General features: G+C 63.6%; 13 protein-coding genes. 7 read left to right on the top strand and 6 right to left on the bottom strand.

The annotated features are described in order from the left end of the window. Positions 1-151: 151 nt before the first annotated feature. Positions 152-1,942, bottom strand: a complete 1,791-nt coding sequence (treF, locus tag G3N59_RS25040) for an alpha,alpha-trehalase TreF (RefSeq protein ID WP_241024038.1) — start codon at positions 1,940-1,942, stop codon at positions 152-154. A gap of 270 nt (positions 1,943-2,212) precedes the next feature. Here treF and G3N59_RS25035 point away from each other — a divergent pair, with 270 nt between their 5' ends. Then, the gene (locus G3N59_RS25035; protein ID WP_205985497.1) at positions 2,213-3,385 is read left to right on the top strand and encodes a 4-hydroxybenzoate 3-monooxygenase; all 1,173 of its coding nucleotides are present in this window, start codon (positions 2,213-2,215) and stop codon (positions 3,383-3,385) included. 142 nt (positions 3,386-3,527) lie between these two features. On the opposite strand, the gene G3N59_RS25030 is transcribed toward G3N59_RS25035, so the two are convergent. From G3N59_RS25030 to G3N59_RS25020, 3 genes are all read right to left on the bottom strand, one after another. Next, complete coding sequence (locus G3N59_RS25030) at positions 3,528-5,024, bottom strand: DASS family sodium-coupled anion symporter (RefSeq protein ID WP_205985496.1); 1,497 nt, start codon at positions 5,022-5,024, stop codon at positions 3,528-3,530. A 218-nt stretch (positions 5,025-5,242) separates the two neighbouring features. Then, complete coding sequence (locus G3N59_RS25025) at positions 5,243-5,581, bottom strand: DUF4148 domain-containing protein (RefSeq protein WP_205985495.1); 339 nt, start codon at positions 5,579-5,581, stop codon at positions 5,243-5,245. A 203-nt stretch (positions 5,582-5,784) separates the two neighbouring features. After that, complete coding sequence (locus G3N59_RS25020) at positions 5,785-6,462, bottom strand: DJ-1/PfpI family protein (RefSeq protein ID WP_205985494.1); 678 nt, start codon at positions 6,460-6,462, stop codon at positions 5,785-5,787. Between the two features lie 179 nt (positions 6,463-6,641). On the opposite strand from G3N59_RS25020, the gene G3N59_RS25015 reads away from it, so the two are divergent. The 3 genes from G3N59_RS25015 to G3N59_RS25005 all read left to right on the top strand — a co-directional run bounded on the left by G3N59_RS25015 (position 6,642) and on the right by G3N59_RS25005 (position 10,126). After that, positions 6,642-8,141: a PLP-dependent aminotransferase family protein gene (locus tag G3N59_RS25015; RefSeq protein ID WP_205985493.1), complete on the top strand. Its 1,500-nt coding sequence runs from the start codon at positions 6,642-6,644 to the stop codon at positions 8,139-8,141. Positions 8,142-8,509: 368 nt separating this feature from the next. After that, positions 8,510-8,974 carry an HU family DNA-binding protein gene (locus tag G3N59_RS25010; RefSeq protein WP_205985492.1) on the top strand — a complete coding sequence of 155 codons (465 nt, stop codon included), beginning with the start codon at positions 8,510-8,512 and terminating at the stop codon, positions 8,972-8,974. Positions 8,975-9,226: 252 nt separating this feature from the next. Further along, positions 9,227-10,126, top strand: a complete 900-nt coding sequence (locus G3N59_RS25005; protein WP_205985491.1) for a LysR substrate-binding domain-containing protein — start codon at positions 9,227-9,229, stop codon at positions 10,124-10,126. A gap of 153 nt (positions 10,127-10,279) precedes the next feature. Here the strand turns inward: G3N59_RS25005 and G3N59_RS25000 are convergent, their stop codons facing one another. Next, on the bottom strand, positions 10,280-11,467 hold the full coding sequence (locus G3N59_RS25000; protein ID WP_205985490.1) for a porin: 1,188 nt from the start codon (positions 11,465-11,467) through the stop codon (positions 10,280-10,282). A gap of 397 nt (positions 11,468-11,864) precedes the next feature. Further along, positions 11,865-13,259, bottom strand: a complete 1,395-nt coding sequence (locus G3N59_RS24995; RefSeq protein WP_205985531.1) for a YihY/virulence factor BrkB family protein — start codon at positions 13,257-13,259, stop codon at positions 11,865-11,867. A gap of 226 nt (positions 13,260-13,485) precedes the next feature. Here G3N59_RS24995 and fdnG point away from each other — a divergent pair, with 226 nt between their 5' ends. The 3 genes from fdnG to G3N59_RS24980 are packed head-to-tail and all read left to right on the top strand — an operon-like array spanning position 13,486 to position 18,131. Then, entirely contained in the window at positions 13,486-16,557 is a 3,072-nt protein-coding gene (gene fdnG / locus G3N59_RS24990) for a formate dehydrogenase-N subunit alpha (RefSeq protein WP_205985489.1), read from the top strand. Positions 16,558-16,567: 10 nt separating this feature from the next. After that, positions 16,568-17,518: a formate dehydrogenase subunit beta gene (fdxH, locus tag G3N59_RS24985; RefSeq protein WP_205985488.1), complete on the top strand. Its 951-nt coding sequence runs from the start codon at positions 16,568-16,570 to the stop codon at positions 17,516-17,518. After that, a complete protein-coding gene (locus G3N59_RS24980) occupies positions 17,505-18,131 on the top strand; it encodes a formate dehydrogenase subunit gamma (protein ID WP_205985487.1) in 627 nt (208 codons plus the stop codon). Before fdxH ends, G3N59_RS24980 begins: the two co-directional genes overlap by 14 nt. Positions 18,132-18,141: the final 10 nt, after the last annotated feature.

The following is an 18,141-nucleotide window of genomic DNA, read 5'->3' as shown; positions in this document are numbered from 1 at the left end:
CAGCAGGCCGGAAAGCGCCGAAAAAGCGCCAAAAACCGCACATTGGCATGATCGATGCTGCGCTGCGGGAGCGGTGCGCGACTCAACTGGCATAGTGTGGGTCGCGCACGCGTCATGCCTGTGCGGTGCTGTGGCTGTTGCCGTGACGGTTCTAGCGAGCCGGAACCGCAGCCTTCGGCACACTCGACGCCCGCACAGCCGGCGTGCTTTCCGTATGCGGATACATCGTCAGCAGCGCGCGCAGCACGCCATTGGTCCAGCCGAAACCGTCCTGCAGCGGATATTCCCCGCCACCCGCCGACGATGCCTTCGCCGCCGCCGCGCTCACGTCGTACTTTTCGACCAGTTTGTGCGTGCGCTGGTAGTAGACGAGGTTGGTCGCGATCCAGCGCGTGGCGATGGTCTGCGCAAGCGCGTTTTCGCCATAGCGGCGCAAGCCCGTCACGGCCAGGTATTGCAGCGGCGCCCAGCCGTTCGGCTCATCCCATTGCTGGCCGCTCGCCACCTGGGTGGTCGCGAGACCCCCGGGGCGCAGCAGCCCGGCGCGCACCGCGCCCGCCACCTGATGCGCCTGCGAGCGCGTGGCCACGCCCGTGTAAAGCGGATAAACCGTCGCCGCCGTGAGCCGGTGCGTGAGCGTGCGGTGCACGAAATCGTAGTCGCTGAAGGCGTGCAGTTGCGGGTCCCAGAGCACTCGGCCGATCGCGGCCGCGCGTTGCTGCGCACGCTCGCTCATCTGCTGCGCTTGGGCCGCGTTGCCTTCCATGCCGTAGGCCCTGGCGAGCGCACGTTCGAGATCGACCAGCAGCGCATTCAGATCGACGGGCACGAGCGAGGTGATGTCGATGGTCGCGAGCGTGCGGTTATCGGCCAGCCAGCGCGAGCTGAAATCCCAGCCGGTTTCGCCGCCCGCGCGCAGATTGCGCCAGAGTTCGGGCGCGGCGCGTTGTGGCGCGCTTTGCGCGGTCAGCACGTCTTCGCGATACGACTCGTCGCGTGGCGTGTCGCGCGCGTCCCAGTAGCGGTTGAGCAGCGTGCCGTCGTCCAGACGTACGACGTGGCGCGTGGCGTCGCCGGGCTTGAGCGCGTCTGCGCCCGCCATCCAGTAGTCGTATTCCTTGCGCAGTTCGGGCAGATAGCGCACATAGGTGGCGTCGCCGTCGCGGCGCGCGATCAGCGCCACCATCTGCGCGAAAAACGGCGGCTGCGAACGGCTCAGGTAATAGCTGCGGTTGCCGTTCGGAATATGGCCGTAGCGATCGATCAGGGTAGCGAAATTATCGAGTTCGTCGCGCGTCAGATCGTGCCGCCCGCTCGCTTCCAGACCGAGCATGATGAAGTACGAATCCCAGTAGTAAATCTCGTTGAAGCGCCCGCCGGGCACGACGTACGGTCTGGGCAGCGGCAGCAGCGACGAGTACGGCTGCTGGGTGGTGTCGGGGTTGCGGCGCAGCACGTCCCAGAGCGTATCGATGTGGCTCACGACGTCCTGATTCGGATCGGAAACATAGTGATCCTCGCTTGGTTTCCGATCGGAAAAATACTGCGCAACGAAGGCGCGCAGTGCGGTTTTGCGCGCGTCGGGATCGGTGATGCCGGCGTTGCGCGCGCTCCAGATTTCGTACTCTGAAACGATTTTCGCGGGCGTGGTATTCGGCTCCATGTCAGCGAACGTTTTGCTGTCCGGAAAGACCTGGGCGAGTTCGACATCGCGATAAAGCTGGCCGAAAAGCTCCGAGGGCGGCTTCGGTGCGGCTTGTGGGCTTTGCGGGCTTTGTAATTCCTGCTGGGGCGCGGGCGCGGAGGCTGTCTGCGGCGCGGCGGTTTGCGCGCTCGCGAGCGGCGCCGCGCAGGCGAGCGGCAGGGCGACGATCAGCGCTGCGGCGTGGTGGAAAAAATCCGGCATGGACAGGCGCTGGGCGCTCAGGCTTGAAAACGGCATCGGCGTGGCTCGCGGTGATTGTCGGTGGAAGGGCGCTTGCCGGCGCGCGACCGTGTCGCCGGCAAACCGCTGTGGCGCAGCAATTTCCATTCCGCCCCGCTTTGAGATCGTTGCGCGCGAATCGAGTTTGCGAGGCTGTGCTTCCGCCCGGCGCGCCATCGAGCGATATCTCAAATCAGGATAGTACCTATTCTCGATATCGCATTGCGCGATACAGCCTGCCGCAGCCAAACTTGCGAAAAATCAACACGCAAACATGGAGACACCATCATGCGCACCCAGGTTGGCATCATCGGCGCGGGGCCTGCGGGCCTGCTTCTTTCCCATCTTCTGCATCTGCGCGGCATCGACTCGGTCGTGCTCGAAACGCGTAGCCGCGAGCAAATCGAATCGACGATCCGCGCGGGTGTGCTCGAACAGGGCACGATGGATGTGCTGACCGAAGCCGGCGTCGGCGCCCGCATGAAGGCCGAAGGCGCGCTGCATCATGGCTTCGAACTGGCTTTCGAAGGCAAGCGCCGCCGGATCGATCTGACCGAACTCACGGGCAAGGCCATCACGGTCTATGCGCAGCACGAAGTGCTCAAGGATCTCGTCGCGGCGCGCGTGGCGGCGGACGGCAAGCTCTTTTTCAGCGTCAAGAACACCTCGATTCACGGCATCGAAACCGATACGCCGTCGATCCGCTTCGAGCACGAAGGCGAACAGCACACGCTGCATTGCGATTACGTGATGGGTTGCGACGGCTCGCAGGGCGTTTCGCGCGCCGCGATTCCGGCCGCGCTGCGCCAGGATTACGAGCGCGTGTTCCCGTTCGGCTGGTTCGGCATTCTGGTCGAAGCGCCGCCTTCGTCGGACGAACTGATCTACGCGCGCCACGATCGCGGCTTCGCGCTGGTGAGCACGCGCTCGCCCAACGTGCAGCGCATGTATTTCCAGTGCGATCCCAAGGACAACGTCGATAACTGGTCCGACGACCGCATCTGGGCCGAAATGCACGCCCGTGTCGATTCGGAAGAAGGCCATCAGGTGGTCGAGGGCAAGATTTTCCAGAAGAACATTGTCGGCATGCGCAGCTTTGTTTCGACGACGATGCAGCACGGCCGCCTGTTCCTCGCGGGCGACGCGGCGCACATCGTGCCGCCGACCGGCGCGAAGGGCCTCAATCTGGCCGTCTCCGACGTGCGCGTGCTGACCGCGGCGCTCGACGCGTTCTACAAGGAAAACCGCACCGATCTGCTCGACGCCTACAGCGAAACCGCGCTGCGCCGCATCTGGCGCGCCGAGCACTTCTCGTACTGGATGACGCGCATGATGCACCGCCTCGACGACGCCACGCCGTTCGAGCAGCGTCTGCAGGTCGCGGAACTGGAACACGTGACGACCTCGCGCGCAGCCGCGATGTCGATGGCCGAAAACTACGTGGGCGCAGTGGCGGTGTAATCCGTTCGCACTCGTTGAGCGGCGATCACGCCGCGGTAACGCAAAAGGGGCGCAAAAATGCGCCCCTTTTTTCATGGCATGGCGGCTTCAAAGCGCCGTCAACCGCCAGATCGGCGCGCGGCATCCGGTCTCCCTGGCGAGTTCAGATCCAGCCGAGCCAGCGCCACCACGTCGCCGCGAACAGCAGCAGCAACAGATAGCCGATGATCGTCAGCACGAGGCCCACGCGCGCGAACTGCCGCGCGGTGAAGGTATCGGTGGCGAGGCAGACCATGTTCTGCGGCGCGTTGATCGGCAGGATAAAGCCGAAGCTCATCGTGAAGCCGAGCAGCATGGCGATGCCCAGACGGTTGAAATCGCCCGACATCGACTGCAGGACCGCGATCAGGATCGGCAACATCGCGGAGGTGAGCGCCGTGGCGCTGGCAAAACCGAGGTGAATCACGATCAGAAACGCCGCGAGGATCGCGAACGTCATGAACGGCCCGGCGGTGTCGAGTCCCGTGTGATGCGCAACGAGGTCGCCGAGCCACTGGCCGGCCTTGGTCGTCAGCAGCGCGGTGCCCAGACTGATCCCCACGCCGAACACAATCACCGTGCCCCACGGAATGCGGCTTTGCACGGTCTTCCAGTCCATCACGCCAAAGCGCGGCAGAAGCAGCAGCACGAGGCCCGCATACGTGACCGAGGTGGTGTCGAACGCATGCAGCTTGCCTTCGGTCGCCCAGAAACAGAGCAGGCCGATGGAGACGCCCAGCAGGCGTTTTTGCGGCCCCGTCATGGGACCGAGTTCGCGCAGCGATGTTTCGACGGCTTCCTTGCCGCCCGCGATGGCATCGGCTTCGGGCGGCAGCATCTTGAGCACCAGAACCAGCAGGATCGCCGACATCGCCAGCGCCCACGGCGCGCCCGCGATCAGCCAGTCGAGCCAGGTCACGCGCGCGCCGAGCATCTTGTCCATGAAGCCGACGGTCAGCAGATTCTGCGCGGCGGCCGTTTGAATGCCGACGTTCCAGATGCTGGTCGCTTCGGCCACCACGATCATGATGCCGGCCGCGATATTCGAGCGCTTGTCCACGCCAAAGGCCGAAATCACGCCGACCATGATCGGCACCACGCAGGCGCTGCGCGCGGTAGCGCTGGGCACGACGAGCGAGAGCACGATCGTCACCGCAATCGAGCCGATCAGAATGCGCCGCGTAGTCGTGCCGATCAGCGCAAGCGTGACGAGCGCGATGCGCCGGTCGAGCCCGGTCACGGTCATCGCCGCGGAGATGAACAGCGCGCCCGCCACCAGCGCGAGCGCGGAATTGGAGAAGCCCGCCAGCGCCATGCTGATCGCTTTGGACGTGCCGTAGAGCTGCGAGGGATCGTCGATGGTGGGCGCGGTGCCCACGAGAAAGGCCATCAGCGAAGTGATGATGATGGCGCTGGCTTCATAGGAAACCGCTTCGGTGAGCCATACGACCACGGCGAACGCGAGGATCGCCAGCATGCGCTGACCGGCTACGGGCAGGCTCGCGGGCAGCGGCAGCAACATCACGACAACCAGCGCGATGGCGCCCGCAATCAGCCCAATCGGCGGACCGGTTTTCTTCTGTACCTGGACGGCGGAAGCCTCGGGTTTCGCTGCGTTCATGGGTTGCGCTCCGTGTGGACCGGCACGTCGCGCATCGTCCCATAACGAATCTGGGCCTGCTTCGTAGGTGTGCTGTAACGGTCTGGCGGAAAAAACGCGAATGAACGCTTATGAACGCTTGTGAGTGCTTCGGGCGGGGATGTAGCGGGGATTCGTGACAGACCGGCGATGCGCCGGTCCGCAATGCTCAAACAACGACAGCGGGAACGACGGCGAACTTACTGGCTGGCGCCCTGGGCGGCAGCGGCTTTCTTCTGCGCGTCCTGGAGGTTCTGCGGGTAGTTCGGGTCGTTGTTCGCGGGCTTGTAGCCAGCGTCTTCCAGCTTCTTGAGCTCGGCGTTGTTCTTCGCGCGAGCGGCTTTGCGGGCGGCCTTGCGCTGCGCGCGGGCCTGTTTCTTCGCGGCGGACTTCTGTTCCTTGGTCATCGGCGCCGATGCCGTGGCCGGTGCCATGGCGGCAGGCGCACTGGCTTCCTGGGCGAACACGGGCGCGGCGGTGCCGAGCAGGAAAGCGGCGGTGGCCGCAACGAGAGTCAGCTTGCTGGTGGTGGAACGCATTGATACCCCTCTTGGTTGGTGTGTGCTGCTGGATTCAGGGTTTGTGATGCAGGCAAGGCGAGAAGCAGGCAAAAAGCCTCAAAGCAGCGCGACCCGAAACGAACACGTCGCGCCCGGGGCTCAATGTATACGATCCTTGCAATTGACGGTAGCAAGTGCCGACCCTGGCCGACCCTGACAAGAGAGCGGTGCGCGCCCGCGTTCTAGAGCTTTGCCGCCGCGCGTTCGACGATAAGCGTGCGTTGCGCGAGCGTCGCCGCGTTCTGCTGGCGCACGCGTTCCACGATCGCTGGCGGCGCGCTATGCGGACTGCCTGCATCGAAGGGCGGCGCGGGCGCGTATTCGAGCTCGAGTTGCAGCGCCTGCGCGGCATCGTCGCCGATCAGCTCGGCGGCCAGCGTCAGCGCGAAATCGATGCCGGCCGTAATGCCGCCGCCGGTGATCAGCGAGCCGTCGCGCACGACACGTTCATGCACCGGGATGGCGCCGAACGGTTCGAGCAGCGCATGGAAGGCCCAGTGCGTGGTGGCGCGGCGTCCGCGTAGCAGACCTGCCGCGCCCAGCACGAGCGCGCCGGTACACACGGACGTGACGTAGCGCGCATGGCGCGCCTGACGCTGGATGAAGGCGAGCGTGGCATCGTCTTCGAGCAGCGGGCCGACGCCGCTGCCGCCCGGCACGCAAAGCACGTCGAGCGGCGGACAATCGTCGAAGACGGTATCGGGCGTGAGCCGCATGCCGGTTGCCGAAACGACCGCCTCGCGATGCTTCCAGACGAGCCGAACCTGGGTATCCGGCATCGAGGCCAGCACGTCGTAGGGACCGCAAAGGTCGAGCGGTTGCACCTGTGGGAACAGCAGAAAGCCGATTTGTAGCGTCATGGCGAGGGCCCTGAAGTGACGATAAAAGAAGGGCGGCCCGCATTGCGTTGCGGACCGTTCATCGTCACTCTAGGCGCGAGCGTGCCCGCGTAAGCGCCAAAAAACGCGCAAAAGCTGCCAGCGCTTCACGCGTTTGTGCCAGCATCCTGCCAGACCTCATTACAGAATCCTGTTGCCACATGGATCTTCATGTCACCGTGTCCGGCCGTCGCGACCTCGCCGGGCAGATCTATCGCCAGTTGCGTGAGCGCATCGTCGAAGGGCGGCTGGCGGGCGGCACGCGCCTGCCGTCCACGCGCGATCTCGCCGATCAACTGGGCGTCTCGCGCAAGACCACGCTCGACGTGTTCGAGCGGCTGCTCGCCGAAGGCTATCTGATCGCGAAACGCGGCTCCGGCACCTTCGTCGCCGATACGCTGGAGCGTTTGCCCGCGCGTGCGCCCGGACATCCGAATGCGCAGATTCGCGCAGCGCTGGCGCAAAGCGGCACGTCGAATGCCGCGCGCACCGCACCGCGCGCTGCCGATGAAGACACGCCGCCGTGGTGGCAAACGCAAACCGAAGCACTCGCGCTGCCGCGTCCCGATCCGCGGCTTGCCTGCGATTTCGCGGGCGGCATCACCGACAAGACGCGTTTTCCCTTCGACGTCTGGCGCCGCTGCATCACCGATGCGCTGCGCGTGCAGGCGCGCGGTCAGGGCGCGTATCGCGATCCGGCCGGCGAAGAAAAGCTGCGGCTCGCGGTTTCGCGCTACCTCGCCTTCAATCGCGCGGTGGCGAGCAACTGGGACGACGTGATCGTCACGCAGGGCGCGCAGCAGGCGCTCGCGCTGCTGGCGCGCGTGACCTTGCGGCCCGGCGACACGATCGCCGTGGAAGATCCCGGCTATCCGCCTGCGCGCGAAGCGTTCGGGGCGCTCGGCGCGAAGGTCGTGCCGGTGCCCGTGGACGCCGACGGTCTGATCGTCGACCAGTTGCCGAAGGATGCGCGCGTGGTCTACGTGACGCCTTCGCATCAGTTTCCGCTTGGCATGCCGATGAGTCTCGCGCGGCGCGTGGCGCTGCTCGAATGGGCGCAGACGCACGGCGCGCTGGTGATCGAAGACGACTACGACTGCGAATTCCGTTTCGAAGGGCGTTCGCTCGAACCGCTCAAGAGCCTCGATAACGCCGGTCTCGTGGCCTACGTGGGCACGTTTTCGAAGACCATCTTTCCCGAGTTGCGCGTGGGCTACATGGTGCCGCCCGCCGCGCTCAAGGGCGCGCTGCTGCGCGCGCGCCAGACCGCGGACTGCCACGGCTGCGTGCTGACGCAGACCGCGCTCGCCGATTTCATGCTCAACGGCCACTTCGCGCGCCACCTGCGGCGCGTGCACCAGACCTATGCCGAACGTCGCGCGCGCCTGCTCGGCCATCTGCGCGGACCGCTTGCCGCATGGCTCGAACCGGTCATGCCGAACACGGCGGGGCTGCATCTTGCGGCACGTCTCGTCGATGGCGCCGACGAAAACGCGCTGCTGGCGGCGGCGCGCGCGGCCTCGGTCGGCTTGCATGCGCTCGCGCCGTTTTATCTGCAAACGCCTGTACAGGCGGGTTTTCTGTTCGGCTATGGCGGCGTGGAAAGCGCGCAGATCGACGCGGCGCTCGACTCGCTCGCCACGCATCTTGCGGCGGCGTGAAGCATGCGCTGAACGTCACGCACCGTGTAAAAGCTGTTACGAAAGACACTATTGCGACGTTTGCGATGCTGCCGAACGTGCTTCGCGAAGGTCGTCGGAACGCGAAAAACGCCATACGTGTGGCGTTTTCGCAGCATCGACGCCGCCTCGCAGTCGCTAGGGCGCACCGGTCATGTGCCGCACCGGACCACGTTTACCCCTGTAAACAGGCGTCGAAATGTGTTCATAGGTGGGCTTCAAACAAAAAATTTGCATCGACGATGCAAAAGAATGACGCAAAACGCTTGCACGCTTGTAGAATCCGCCGATGAAGCATTTGCATCCCGCTGTGCTTCGTCGATTCACTGACCAACACTGGTAGGAGAAACATGCCGACTTCCGCAAAGAAAGTGGCCAAAAAGGCAGCTGCCCCGGCCAAGAAGGTTGTTGCTAAAAAGGCCGCAGCGCCCGCCAAGACGGCAGCCGCTAAGACGCCCGCAGCTAAGAAGGTCGCCGTGAAGGCGTCCGGCGCACTGTCGCCGATCAAGGACACCTTCACGAAGGCCTCGCTGGCTGCTCACGTCGCTGAGCGCGCTGGTGTCGAACCGAAGGCAACGAAGGCTGTGCTCGCCGCACTGGAAGACACGATCCTGGGTTCGGTCCACAAGAAGGGCGCTGGCGAATTCACGCTGTCGGGTCTTCTGAAGATCGTCGTTCAGGCTGTGCCGGCGAAGAAGAAGCGCTTCGGCAAGGACCCGTTCACGGGTGCAGAGCGCTGGTTCCCGGCCAAGCCGGCTAGCGTTCGCGTCAAGGCACGCGCGCTGAAGAAGCTGAAGGACGCAGCTGCAGGCTAAGCGCCTCGCGCCGTGGCCGTGAATCGGCTGCGGTATGCGTAAGTACCCAAGGAATCCCCGTTGGCTTTTCGCCCACGGGGATTTTTATTTGCCTGCGAAAAATGCAGGGAAATGAAATACGTAAGTTCTATGTTCAGATGTTATGGCGCAGATATCTGTAATATCGGGCAATATATAAGGCATAGTAAGTAAGCCTGATTTTCTTTTGACGCTGCCTGGTCGAAGTTTTCTTAAAGCTCATGCGCTCATGTTATGGCCGGTTCTGAACTCAGCATTCGCCAGGTCGAAGCCTTCCGTGCCTTGATGGCGTCGCGCACCGTCACGCGCGCCGCGCATGCGCTGGGTGTATCGCAGCCTGCGGTGAGCCGTTTGCTCGCCGATTTCGAAGCGAGCGTGGGCTTTGCGCTGTTCGAGCGCAAACACGGACGGTTGTGGCCAACGGGGCAGGCGCATGCGCTGCATGCGGAAGTCGAACGCGCGTTCAGCGGATTCGATCGCGTCGTGCAGGCCGCCGCGCAGATTCGCGAGCAGCGTCGTGGCGCAATCTGTGTTGCGGCTGCGCCGGAATTCGCGGCGGATTTTCTGCCGCGTGTGGCAGCGGCTTTCGCGCATGAACACGCAGGCGTCGATATCAGCCTGCTCACGCTTGGGGCGGCGCAAGCGCTGGAGCGTGTGGCTGCGCAGCGCTGCGATCTGGCGATCGTCGGCGAAACGGTTTCGACGTGTGGCGTGCGGCTCGAACGTCTGGGCCAATGGCCGATGCGTGGCATCGTGCCGCGTGGTCATCCGCTCGCACGCAAACGCGCGTTGAACGCGGCGCACTGCGAAGGCGAGGCTTTCGTTTCGTTTGCGACAGGCACGCCCGAACGTGTGCGGATCGACCGGCTATTCGCGGAATGTGGCGTGACGCGCAGAACCGGCGTCGAAGCGGATTACGCCCAGGCGGTCGTGACGCTCGTGGAGGCGGGCATGGGCATCGCGCTGATCGACCCGGTCACGGCGGCGGTGGCGGGCGCACGGGTGGCCGTCAAGCGCTTCGAGCCGGCGCTGGAGGTCGCGGTAATGGTGGCGCGCAACGAGCGGCAGGAAACGGCGCCGCTGGCCGACGCGTTCGCCCGGCATGCGGCGGCGGCGCTCGCGCGGTTACGGTGAATCGCCGGCGTCGTCGCTGGCGTTAGACGCGCGATCGATCCTTCAGCACGAAACCGCGTGTCCAATAAAAAACCAGCCTCGGCTTGCGCCTGAGGCTGGTTGTATACAGCATCGCATCGCACGGCCGGGCATGCGCCCGGCTCATGCTGTCGATCAGAACTTGTGGCGGATGCCCAGGCTGACGATCTCTTGCGAGCTCGAAGCCGAGTTGTAGCCGTACGAACCGATCGATGCCGTTGCGTTCACGCCCGGTTGGCCCGGCTGCGTGCCGTTGGCGTGCTGGTAAGCCGCCACAGCGTAGAAGTCCGTGCGCTTCGACAGGTTGTAGTCCGCACCCAGCGAAACCTGGTGGTACGAGCTCGACGTGTCGCCTGCAGCGTGCGTGTAGATGTAGCCCAGACCCAGCAGCAGTGCCGGGTTCAGCTGGTAGCCCAGGAACGCGCCGCCGACGTTGTAACGCTCGGTCGACTGGAACGTCGAGTAGCCGTCCGGCTTGACTTGCACGTTGCTGTAACGCAGGCCGATCGTGAACGGACCGGCGACGTACTGGCCAGCAACCGAAGCGATGCCAACCGACTTCGCCGATGCGAATGCGTCGGTGATGACGCTGCCGTCCTGGAACACGTTGTCCGAGGTTGCCTGCGATGCCCAGCCGCCGTTCGTCGTCAGGCGGTTAGCCGGGTTCGACGAGTTGTCCATGCGGAAGTAGCCAGCAGCGATGTTCAGCGAGCCGATGCCGTACGTACCGGCTGCGCCCCAGCTTTGACCCGAACCCGTCGAACCAGCGACGCCGCCCAGTGCGTACATGCCTTCGAACTGGAAGCCGTCCAGAACCGGCGACGTGTACTTGATGGCGCTGTTGGTACGCGAGCTGTTGTCGTTATTGTCGATGTCGCCCGGCGTTGCGAACTGGCTACCGAAGTAGTTGTCGCCCGTCAGCGGCTGAACCAGGTCGACCAGCGGGTCGTACTGACGGCCCAGCGTGACCGTACCGAATTGCTCATGCGTCAGACCAACGTATGCCTGGCGGCCGAACAGGGCGGAGTTGCCGTTGTAGCTGCCCATCTTGCCGTTGTTGATGTTGAAGCCGTTTTCCAACTGGAAAATCGCCTTCAGACCGCCACCCAGATCTTCCGTGCCCTTGAGGCCGAAGCGGTTGCCCGACAGGTTGCCGCCAGCGAGTTGATACAGATTCTTGTTGGCGCCATCGACTGCGGTGTTGTGAACCCACTGGATCGATTCATCGATCACACCGTAGAGGGTGACGCTGCTTTGTGCATGTGCCACGCCGGTCGCGGCCAGCAGGGCCAGCGAGAGGGTCGAGAGTGCGACTCGTTTCATCCAGAATTCTCCACGCAGATGTTTGATTTAGTTGTTGCTGTTGCGCAAAGGAGAATAACGCAGGGGTGCAAAACCACCGAACTGAAAAAAAATCAGTGTCGCGAAAAGCTGACACCCGCCGGTAAGGCCTTGAAAAGCGGGCGATTACGCCATTCTTCTGGATCTCGAAATACTGGATTGTTGACTCTGCATTATTGTCGTTTCTGCTACAAGTCGCGAAAAGTGCAACCTCGCCGAAAGACGGATACGGGTAAACATGGAGCAACCAGGGGTGTGCCCTGGTTGCGCCGTTAAATGGGCTTACTTATGGGTATGCGTGGCGCGCTCACTCTAATAAGGAGTGCGGTGTGAAGGGATGCTGAAGAAGCCAGATCGACGCGATGCGAGCGGCGCTTGCCTAGTTCTTGTCGCGCTTGCTGGGATGACGTCGGCTGGCGGCGGCGGTCACCGCCAGTGTGGCGCTGGCGACCAGCAGGACCGAACTCCAGGGATGGCGCTTCAGATAGCGGTCGGCGGCCGCGACCGTGCGGCCGGCCTGCACCAGCGTGAGGGCGGCGGCATAGGTGGCGCTGTCTTCGAGGCGCACGACCGAGCGGCGAATCTGCAGCGCGCCCACGCCGCGCCGCGCAAACGCCCCGCCCGTCGCGCGTGCCCGGCCGATGGCGCGCAGCGGTTCGTGCAGATCGTCGGCCGCGCCGGTGGAATCGGTTTCGGCGGTCAGAGCGGCGGCGTAGGGCGGCGGCGTGCCGGCGCTCACGCCGTTTTCTGTTTCAGCGGCGGTTCCGATTGGCACGGCAGTCGCTTTGGGCGCGCCGATGGCCGCTTCGCGCAGCGGCGCGATCGTCGAGGCGGCCAGCACCGAGGCGAGCTTGGCGCGGCTGCCCGGCGGCGTTTCTTCGAGAAAACCCCAGGCGCCGCGCGGATCGTGCAGGCGGCCACGCGCGGCCGAAAATTCCGCGCCTAACAAGAGCACCGCAGCAGAAAAGTACAGCCACATCAGCAGCACCGCGAGCGAGCCGGCGGCGCCGAACGCCGTCGCCATGCCCGCATGCGCGAGATAAAGCGCAAACAGCTTCTTGCCGACCGAAAACAGCACGGCGGCGACCACGCCGCCCACCATCGCATCGCGCCATTGCACGAGCGCATCGGGCAAAAAGCGCAGCAGCGCGCCGAAGGCCACCGCGAGCACCAGCAGCCCCACCACGAACTGCACGATGTTGCCGATAAACAGATAGGTCGACGCGCCCAGCAGCCACTGGCCGACGAAGGTGATGACGGCATCCAGCACCAGCGAAACGATCAGCAGAAAGGCGACGCCCAGCACGAGGCCGAACGAGATCAGCCGCACCCGCACCAGCGCGATCACGGAGGAGGTACGCGGCCCATCCGGCGGCCACACCATATTGAGTGCGGAATTCAGCGACGAGAACGTTGCGGACGCCCCGACCACCAGCAGCACCAGCGAGATCACTGCGGCCAGCCCGCCCGCGCCGCCCGCGCGATGGGCGTTCTGCACGATGGTGGTGATGCCGGCGGCGGCGTCGTTGCCCAGCACGTTATGCACCTGCCGGAACAGTTCGCCACGCGCGGCATCGGCGCCAAAAAACCAGCCCGCCACGGCGATCACCATGACCAGCGTGGGCGCGAGCGAAAACGCCGAATAGAAGGCGATGCTCGCGGCCAGCGACGGGCAGCGATTCGCGAAGAACTGCCGGCACGCGCCGACGACCCAGGAAGCTTCCTTGCGGGCGGCCGATTCGAGCCGCCGGGATGAAATGGTTGCCATAGTTATGCGTCCCGCGTTCGAGCATGTTCCGGCGCAACGGCCGGAAAAGTCCACCAAAAAAGCCGACGAAAAGGAACGAGGGGGCGGCCATGCCGGCACTGCACCTTTCGTTTGACTATAGCAATCCCGATACCCGCCTGCGCGCTATGCGCCGCGGCGCAAGTCGTGCGATCCGGTTCTCAAAACGTCTTATACTGAATCTACCCACAACCAGAAAGCCGAGGACCGCACCATGCTGCAAATGTCCCGGCGTCAGTTCCTCAAGGTCACGGCTACGTCGCTGGCAGGTTCCAGCCTCGCGTTGATGGGCTTCGCGCCTGACAACGCATTAGCCGAAGTCCGGCAATACAAACTGGCGCGCACCACTGAAACCCGCAACACTTGTCCATATTGTTCGGTGGGCTGCGGGATACTCATGTACGGTCTCGGCGACGGCGCGAAAAACGCCACCGCGAGCATCATCCACATCGAGGGCGATCCCGATCACCCGGTCAATCGCGGCACGCTTTGTCCCAAGGGCGCCAGCCTGATCGATTTCATTCATAGTCCGAATCGCCTGAAGTATCCCGAATACCGCGCGGCCGGATCGAACGAGTGGAAACGCATTTCGTGGGACGAGGCGCTCGACCGCATCGCGAAACTGCTCAAGGAAGATCGCGACGCCAATTTCGTCGATAAAACCGCCGACGGCAAAACGGTCAACCGCTGGCTGACCACCGGCATGCTGGCCGCTTCGGCGGGCAGCAACGAAGTCGGTTATCTCACGCATAAAGTGGCCCGCTCGATGGGCCTGCTCGCATTCGATAACCAGGCGCGTGTCTGACACGGCCCGACGGTGGCAGGTCTTGCCCCGACGTTTGGCCGTGGTGCGATGACGAACCATTGGGTCGACATTCGCAATGCGGACGTGATTCTGGTGATGGGCGGCAATGCAGCCGAGGCGCACCCGTGCGGCTTCAAGTGGGTCACGGAGGCGAAGGCGCATCGCAAGGCGCGGCTCATCGTGGTGGACCCGCGCTTCACGCGCACGGCGTCGGTCGCGGACTATTACGCGCCGATCCGCACCGGCACGGATATCGCGTTCCTGGGCGCGGTCATCAACTGGCTGCTCACGAACGACAAGATCCAGCACGAGTACGTGAAGAACTACACGGACTTCTCGTTTATCGTGCGCGACGATTACGCGTTCAACGACGGCATCTATTCGGGCTACAACGCTGAAAAGCACGCGTATCCGGATAAATCGTCGTGGAATTACGAAATCGGCGATGACGGCTTCGTGAAAACCGACCCTACACTGCAGAACCCGCGCTGCGTGTATCAATTGCTCAAGCAACATTACTCGCGCTATACGCCCGAGATGGTGGAAAAGGTCTGCGGCACGCCGAAGGATAAATTCCTCAAGGTGTGCGAAATGCTGGCGAGCACGGCGGTGCCGGGCCGCGCGGGAACGATACTCTATGCGCTGGGCTGGACCCATCACTCGATCGGCGCACAGATGATCCGCACGGGCGCGATGGTGCAATTGCTGCTGGGCAACATCGGCATCGCGGGCGGCGGCATGAATGCACTGCGCGGCCACTCGAACATCCAGGGGCTGACGGACCTCGGCCTGATGTCGAATCTGCTGCCGGGCTATATGACGCTGCCGGTCGAAGCCGAGCAGGACTACGGCGAGTACATCAAGAAGCGTGCGCCACAACCGTTGCGGCCGAATCAGCTCAGTTACTGGCAGCACTACGGCGCGTTCTTCGTGAGCTTCATGAAGTCGTGGTGGGGCGATAACGCCACCCAGGAAAACAACTGGGGTTACGACTGGCTGCCCAAGCTCGACAAGTCCTACGACCTGCTGCAGACCATCGAGCTGATGAATCAAGGCAAGATGACCGGCTATATCTGCCAGGGCTTCAACGTGCTCGCGTCCTCGCCGGACAAGGCGAAAACGCTGTCCGCGCTCGGCAAGCTCAAGTGGCTCGTCATCATGGACCCGCTCGCCACGGAAACATCGGAGTTCTGGAAGAAGTACGGCGACTATAACGATGTCGATTCCACATCGATCCAGACCGAAGTGTTCCGCCTGCCGACGACCTGCTTCGCCGAAGAAAACGGCTCGCTCGTGAGTTCGAGCCGCGTGCTGCAATGGCACTGGCAGGGCGCGCAGCCGCCGTTCGAGGCGAAGAGCGATCTGGAGATCATGTCGGGGCTGTTCCTGCGGATTCGCGCCGCCTACCAGAAGGATGGCGGCAAGGTGCCCGACCCGATCCTCAAGCTCAGTTGGCCGTATTCGGACCCGGAAAGCCCGACGCCCGAGGAACTCGCCAAAGAGTACAACGGCCGTGCGCTCGCCGATCAGACCGATCCGAAAGATCCCACCAAGGTGCTCGTGAAGAAGGGCGAGCAACTGGCGGGCTTCGCGCAACTGAAGGACGACGGCACCACGGCCAGCGGCTGCTGGATCTTCTGCGGCGCGTGGACCCAGGCGGGCAACCAGATGGGCCGGCGCGACAACTCGGACCCGACCGGCATCGGCCAGACGCTGAACTGGGCCTGGGCGTGGCCGGTGAACCGGCGCGTGCTCTACAACCGTGCGTCGTGCGATACCGCAGGCAAGCCGTTCGATCCCACGCGCAAGCTGATCGGCTGGAACGGCGCGGCGTGGACGGGCGCCGATGTGCCCGATTACAAGGTCGACGAATCGCCCGATCTCGGCATGGGGCCGTTCATCATGAACCCGGAAGGCGTGGCGCGTTTCTTCGCCCGCGACGGCATGAACGAAGGTCCATTCCCCGAGCATTACGAACCGTTCGAAAACCCGCTGGGCTATAACCCGTTTCATCCGAACAATCCGCAGGCCACGTCCAACCCGGCCGCGCGCGTGTTCCCGGACGACCGCAAAACCTTCGGCACCGCGCAGAATTTCCCGCACGTTGCCACCACCTATCGCCTCACCGAGCACTTCCACTTCTGGACCAAGCATGCGCGCCTGAATTCGATCATCCAGCCGCAGCAGTTCGTCGAAATCGGCGAAGAGCTGGCGAAGGAAGTGGGCGTAGCCGATGGCGGGCGCGTGAAGGTGTCGAGCAATCGCGGTTATCTGATTGCCGTCGCCGTGGTCACCAAACGCATCAAGGCGCTCACGATCGAGGGCAAAAAGGTGCATACGGTGGGCGTGCCGCTGCATTGGGGCTTCACGGGACTGACGAAACCCGGCTATCTGACGAATACGCTGACGCCGCCTGTCGGCGACGGCAATTCGCAGACGCCGGAATTCAAGTCTTTCCTCGTGAAAGTGGAAAAGGCATAACGGGGGGAACATGGCATTCCAGTCGCTCGACATCAAACGCCTGTCCGCCACCACCACGCCGCCGCCAGGCGTGCGCGAGCCGGTGACGGGCACGGTCGCGAAGCTTATCGACGTCACCAAGTGCATCGGTTGCAAGGCGTGTCAGACCGCGTGCATGGAGTGGAACGACCTGCGCGACGAGGTGGGCATCAACACGGGTGTGTACGACAATCCGCGCGATCTCACCGAACACTCGTGGACCGTGATGCGTTACACGGAATACGAGAACCCGGACGGCAACCTCGAATGGCTGATCCGCAAGGACGGCTGCATGCATTGCGAGGACCCGGGTTGCCTCAAGGCGTGCCCGTCGCCGGGTGCGATCGTGCAATACACGAACGGCATCGTGGATTTTCACGAAGAGAATTGCATTGGCTGCGGCTATTGCATCACCGGTTGCCCGTTCAACATTCCGAGGCTTTCGAAGACGGAACATCGCGTGTACAAGTGCACGCTGTGCTCCGACCGCGTGGCCGTGGGGCAGGAGCCGGCGTGCGTGAAAACCTGTCCGACTGGTGCCATTGTTTTCGGCACCAAGGAAGACATGAAAGTGCACGCGGCCGAGCGTATCGAAGACCTCAAGGAACGCGGCTTCGATAAGGCCGGGCTCTACGATCCGCCGGGCGTGGGCGGCACGCATGTGATGTACGTGCTGCATCATGCGGATACGCCGTCGCTGTATCACGGCCTGCCCGATAACCCGCGCATCAGCCCGTTCGTGCGTTTGTGGAAAGGCGTGGCGAAGCCGCTTGCGCTTGCGGGCATCGCGCTCGCGGCGGTGGCGGGCTTCTTCCACTACACGCGCATCGGCCCGAACGAAACGCATGCCGAGGACGAAGAAGCCGCGCTGAACGAAGCGCAGCGCATTCGTTCGCAACGTGGCGGTATCCCGCCCGAGGAGCGCAACGATGAGCGACCATGAACCGCGTCTGATCCAGCGTTATACGGCCAACGAACGCAGCAATCACTGGATCACGGCCATCACCTTCGTCCTGCTCGCGCTTTCCGGGCTGGCGATGTTTCATCCGGCCATGTTCTGGCTTTCCGCGCTGTTCGGCGGCGGGCAGTGGACGCGCATCCTGCATCCGTTTATCGGCATCGTGATGTTTGTTTCGTTCATGATTCTCGCGCTGCGTTTCTGGCATCACAACTATCTGGACAAAGCCGATGTCCAATGGCTCAAACAGATGGACGACGTGCTCAATAACCGCGAGGACAAACTGCCCGAGATCGGCAAATACAATGCGGGACAGAAGCTGCTATTCTTCACGCTGGTGGTTTGCCTCGTGCTGCTGCTGGTGAGCGGCATCGTGATCTGGCGGCGCTACTTCTCGTTCTATTTTCCGATCGGGATCATCCGCCTTGCCGCCGTCGTGCATGCAGCCGCGGCCTTCGTCCTGATCGTGAGCATCGTCGTGCATATCTATGCGGCGATCTGGGTGAAGGGTTCGATCGGCGCCATGACGCGCGGTTACGTCACCTGGGGCTGGGCGCGCAAGCATCATCCGCGCTGGTTCCGCGAGAGCATCAAGTAGCGTTGCCTGG

Origin of the sequence: Paraburkholderia sp. Ac-20340, from assembly GCF_017104965.1 — a bacterium.
Classification (GTDB): domain Bacteria; phylum Pseudomonadota; class Gammaproteobacteria; order Burkholderiales; family Burkholderiaceae; genus Paraburkholderia.
Note: the sequence above shows the minus strand (reverse complement) of the source record. Positions and strands in the feature narration are given on the sequence as shown.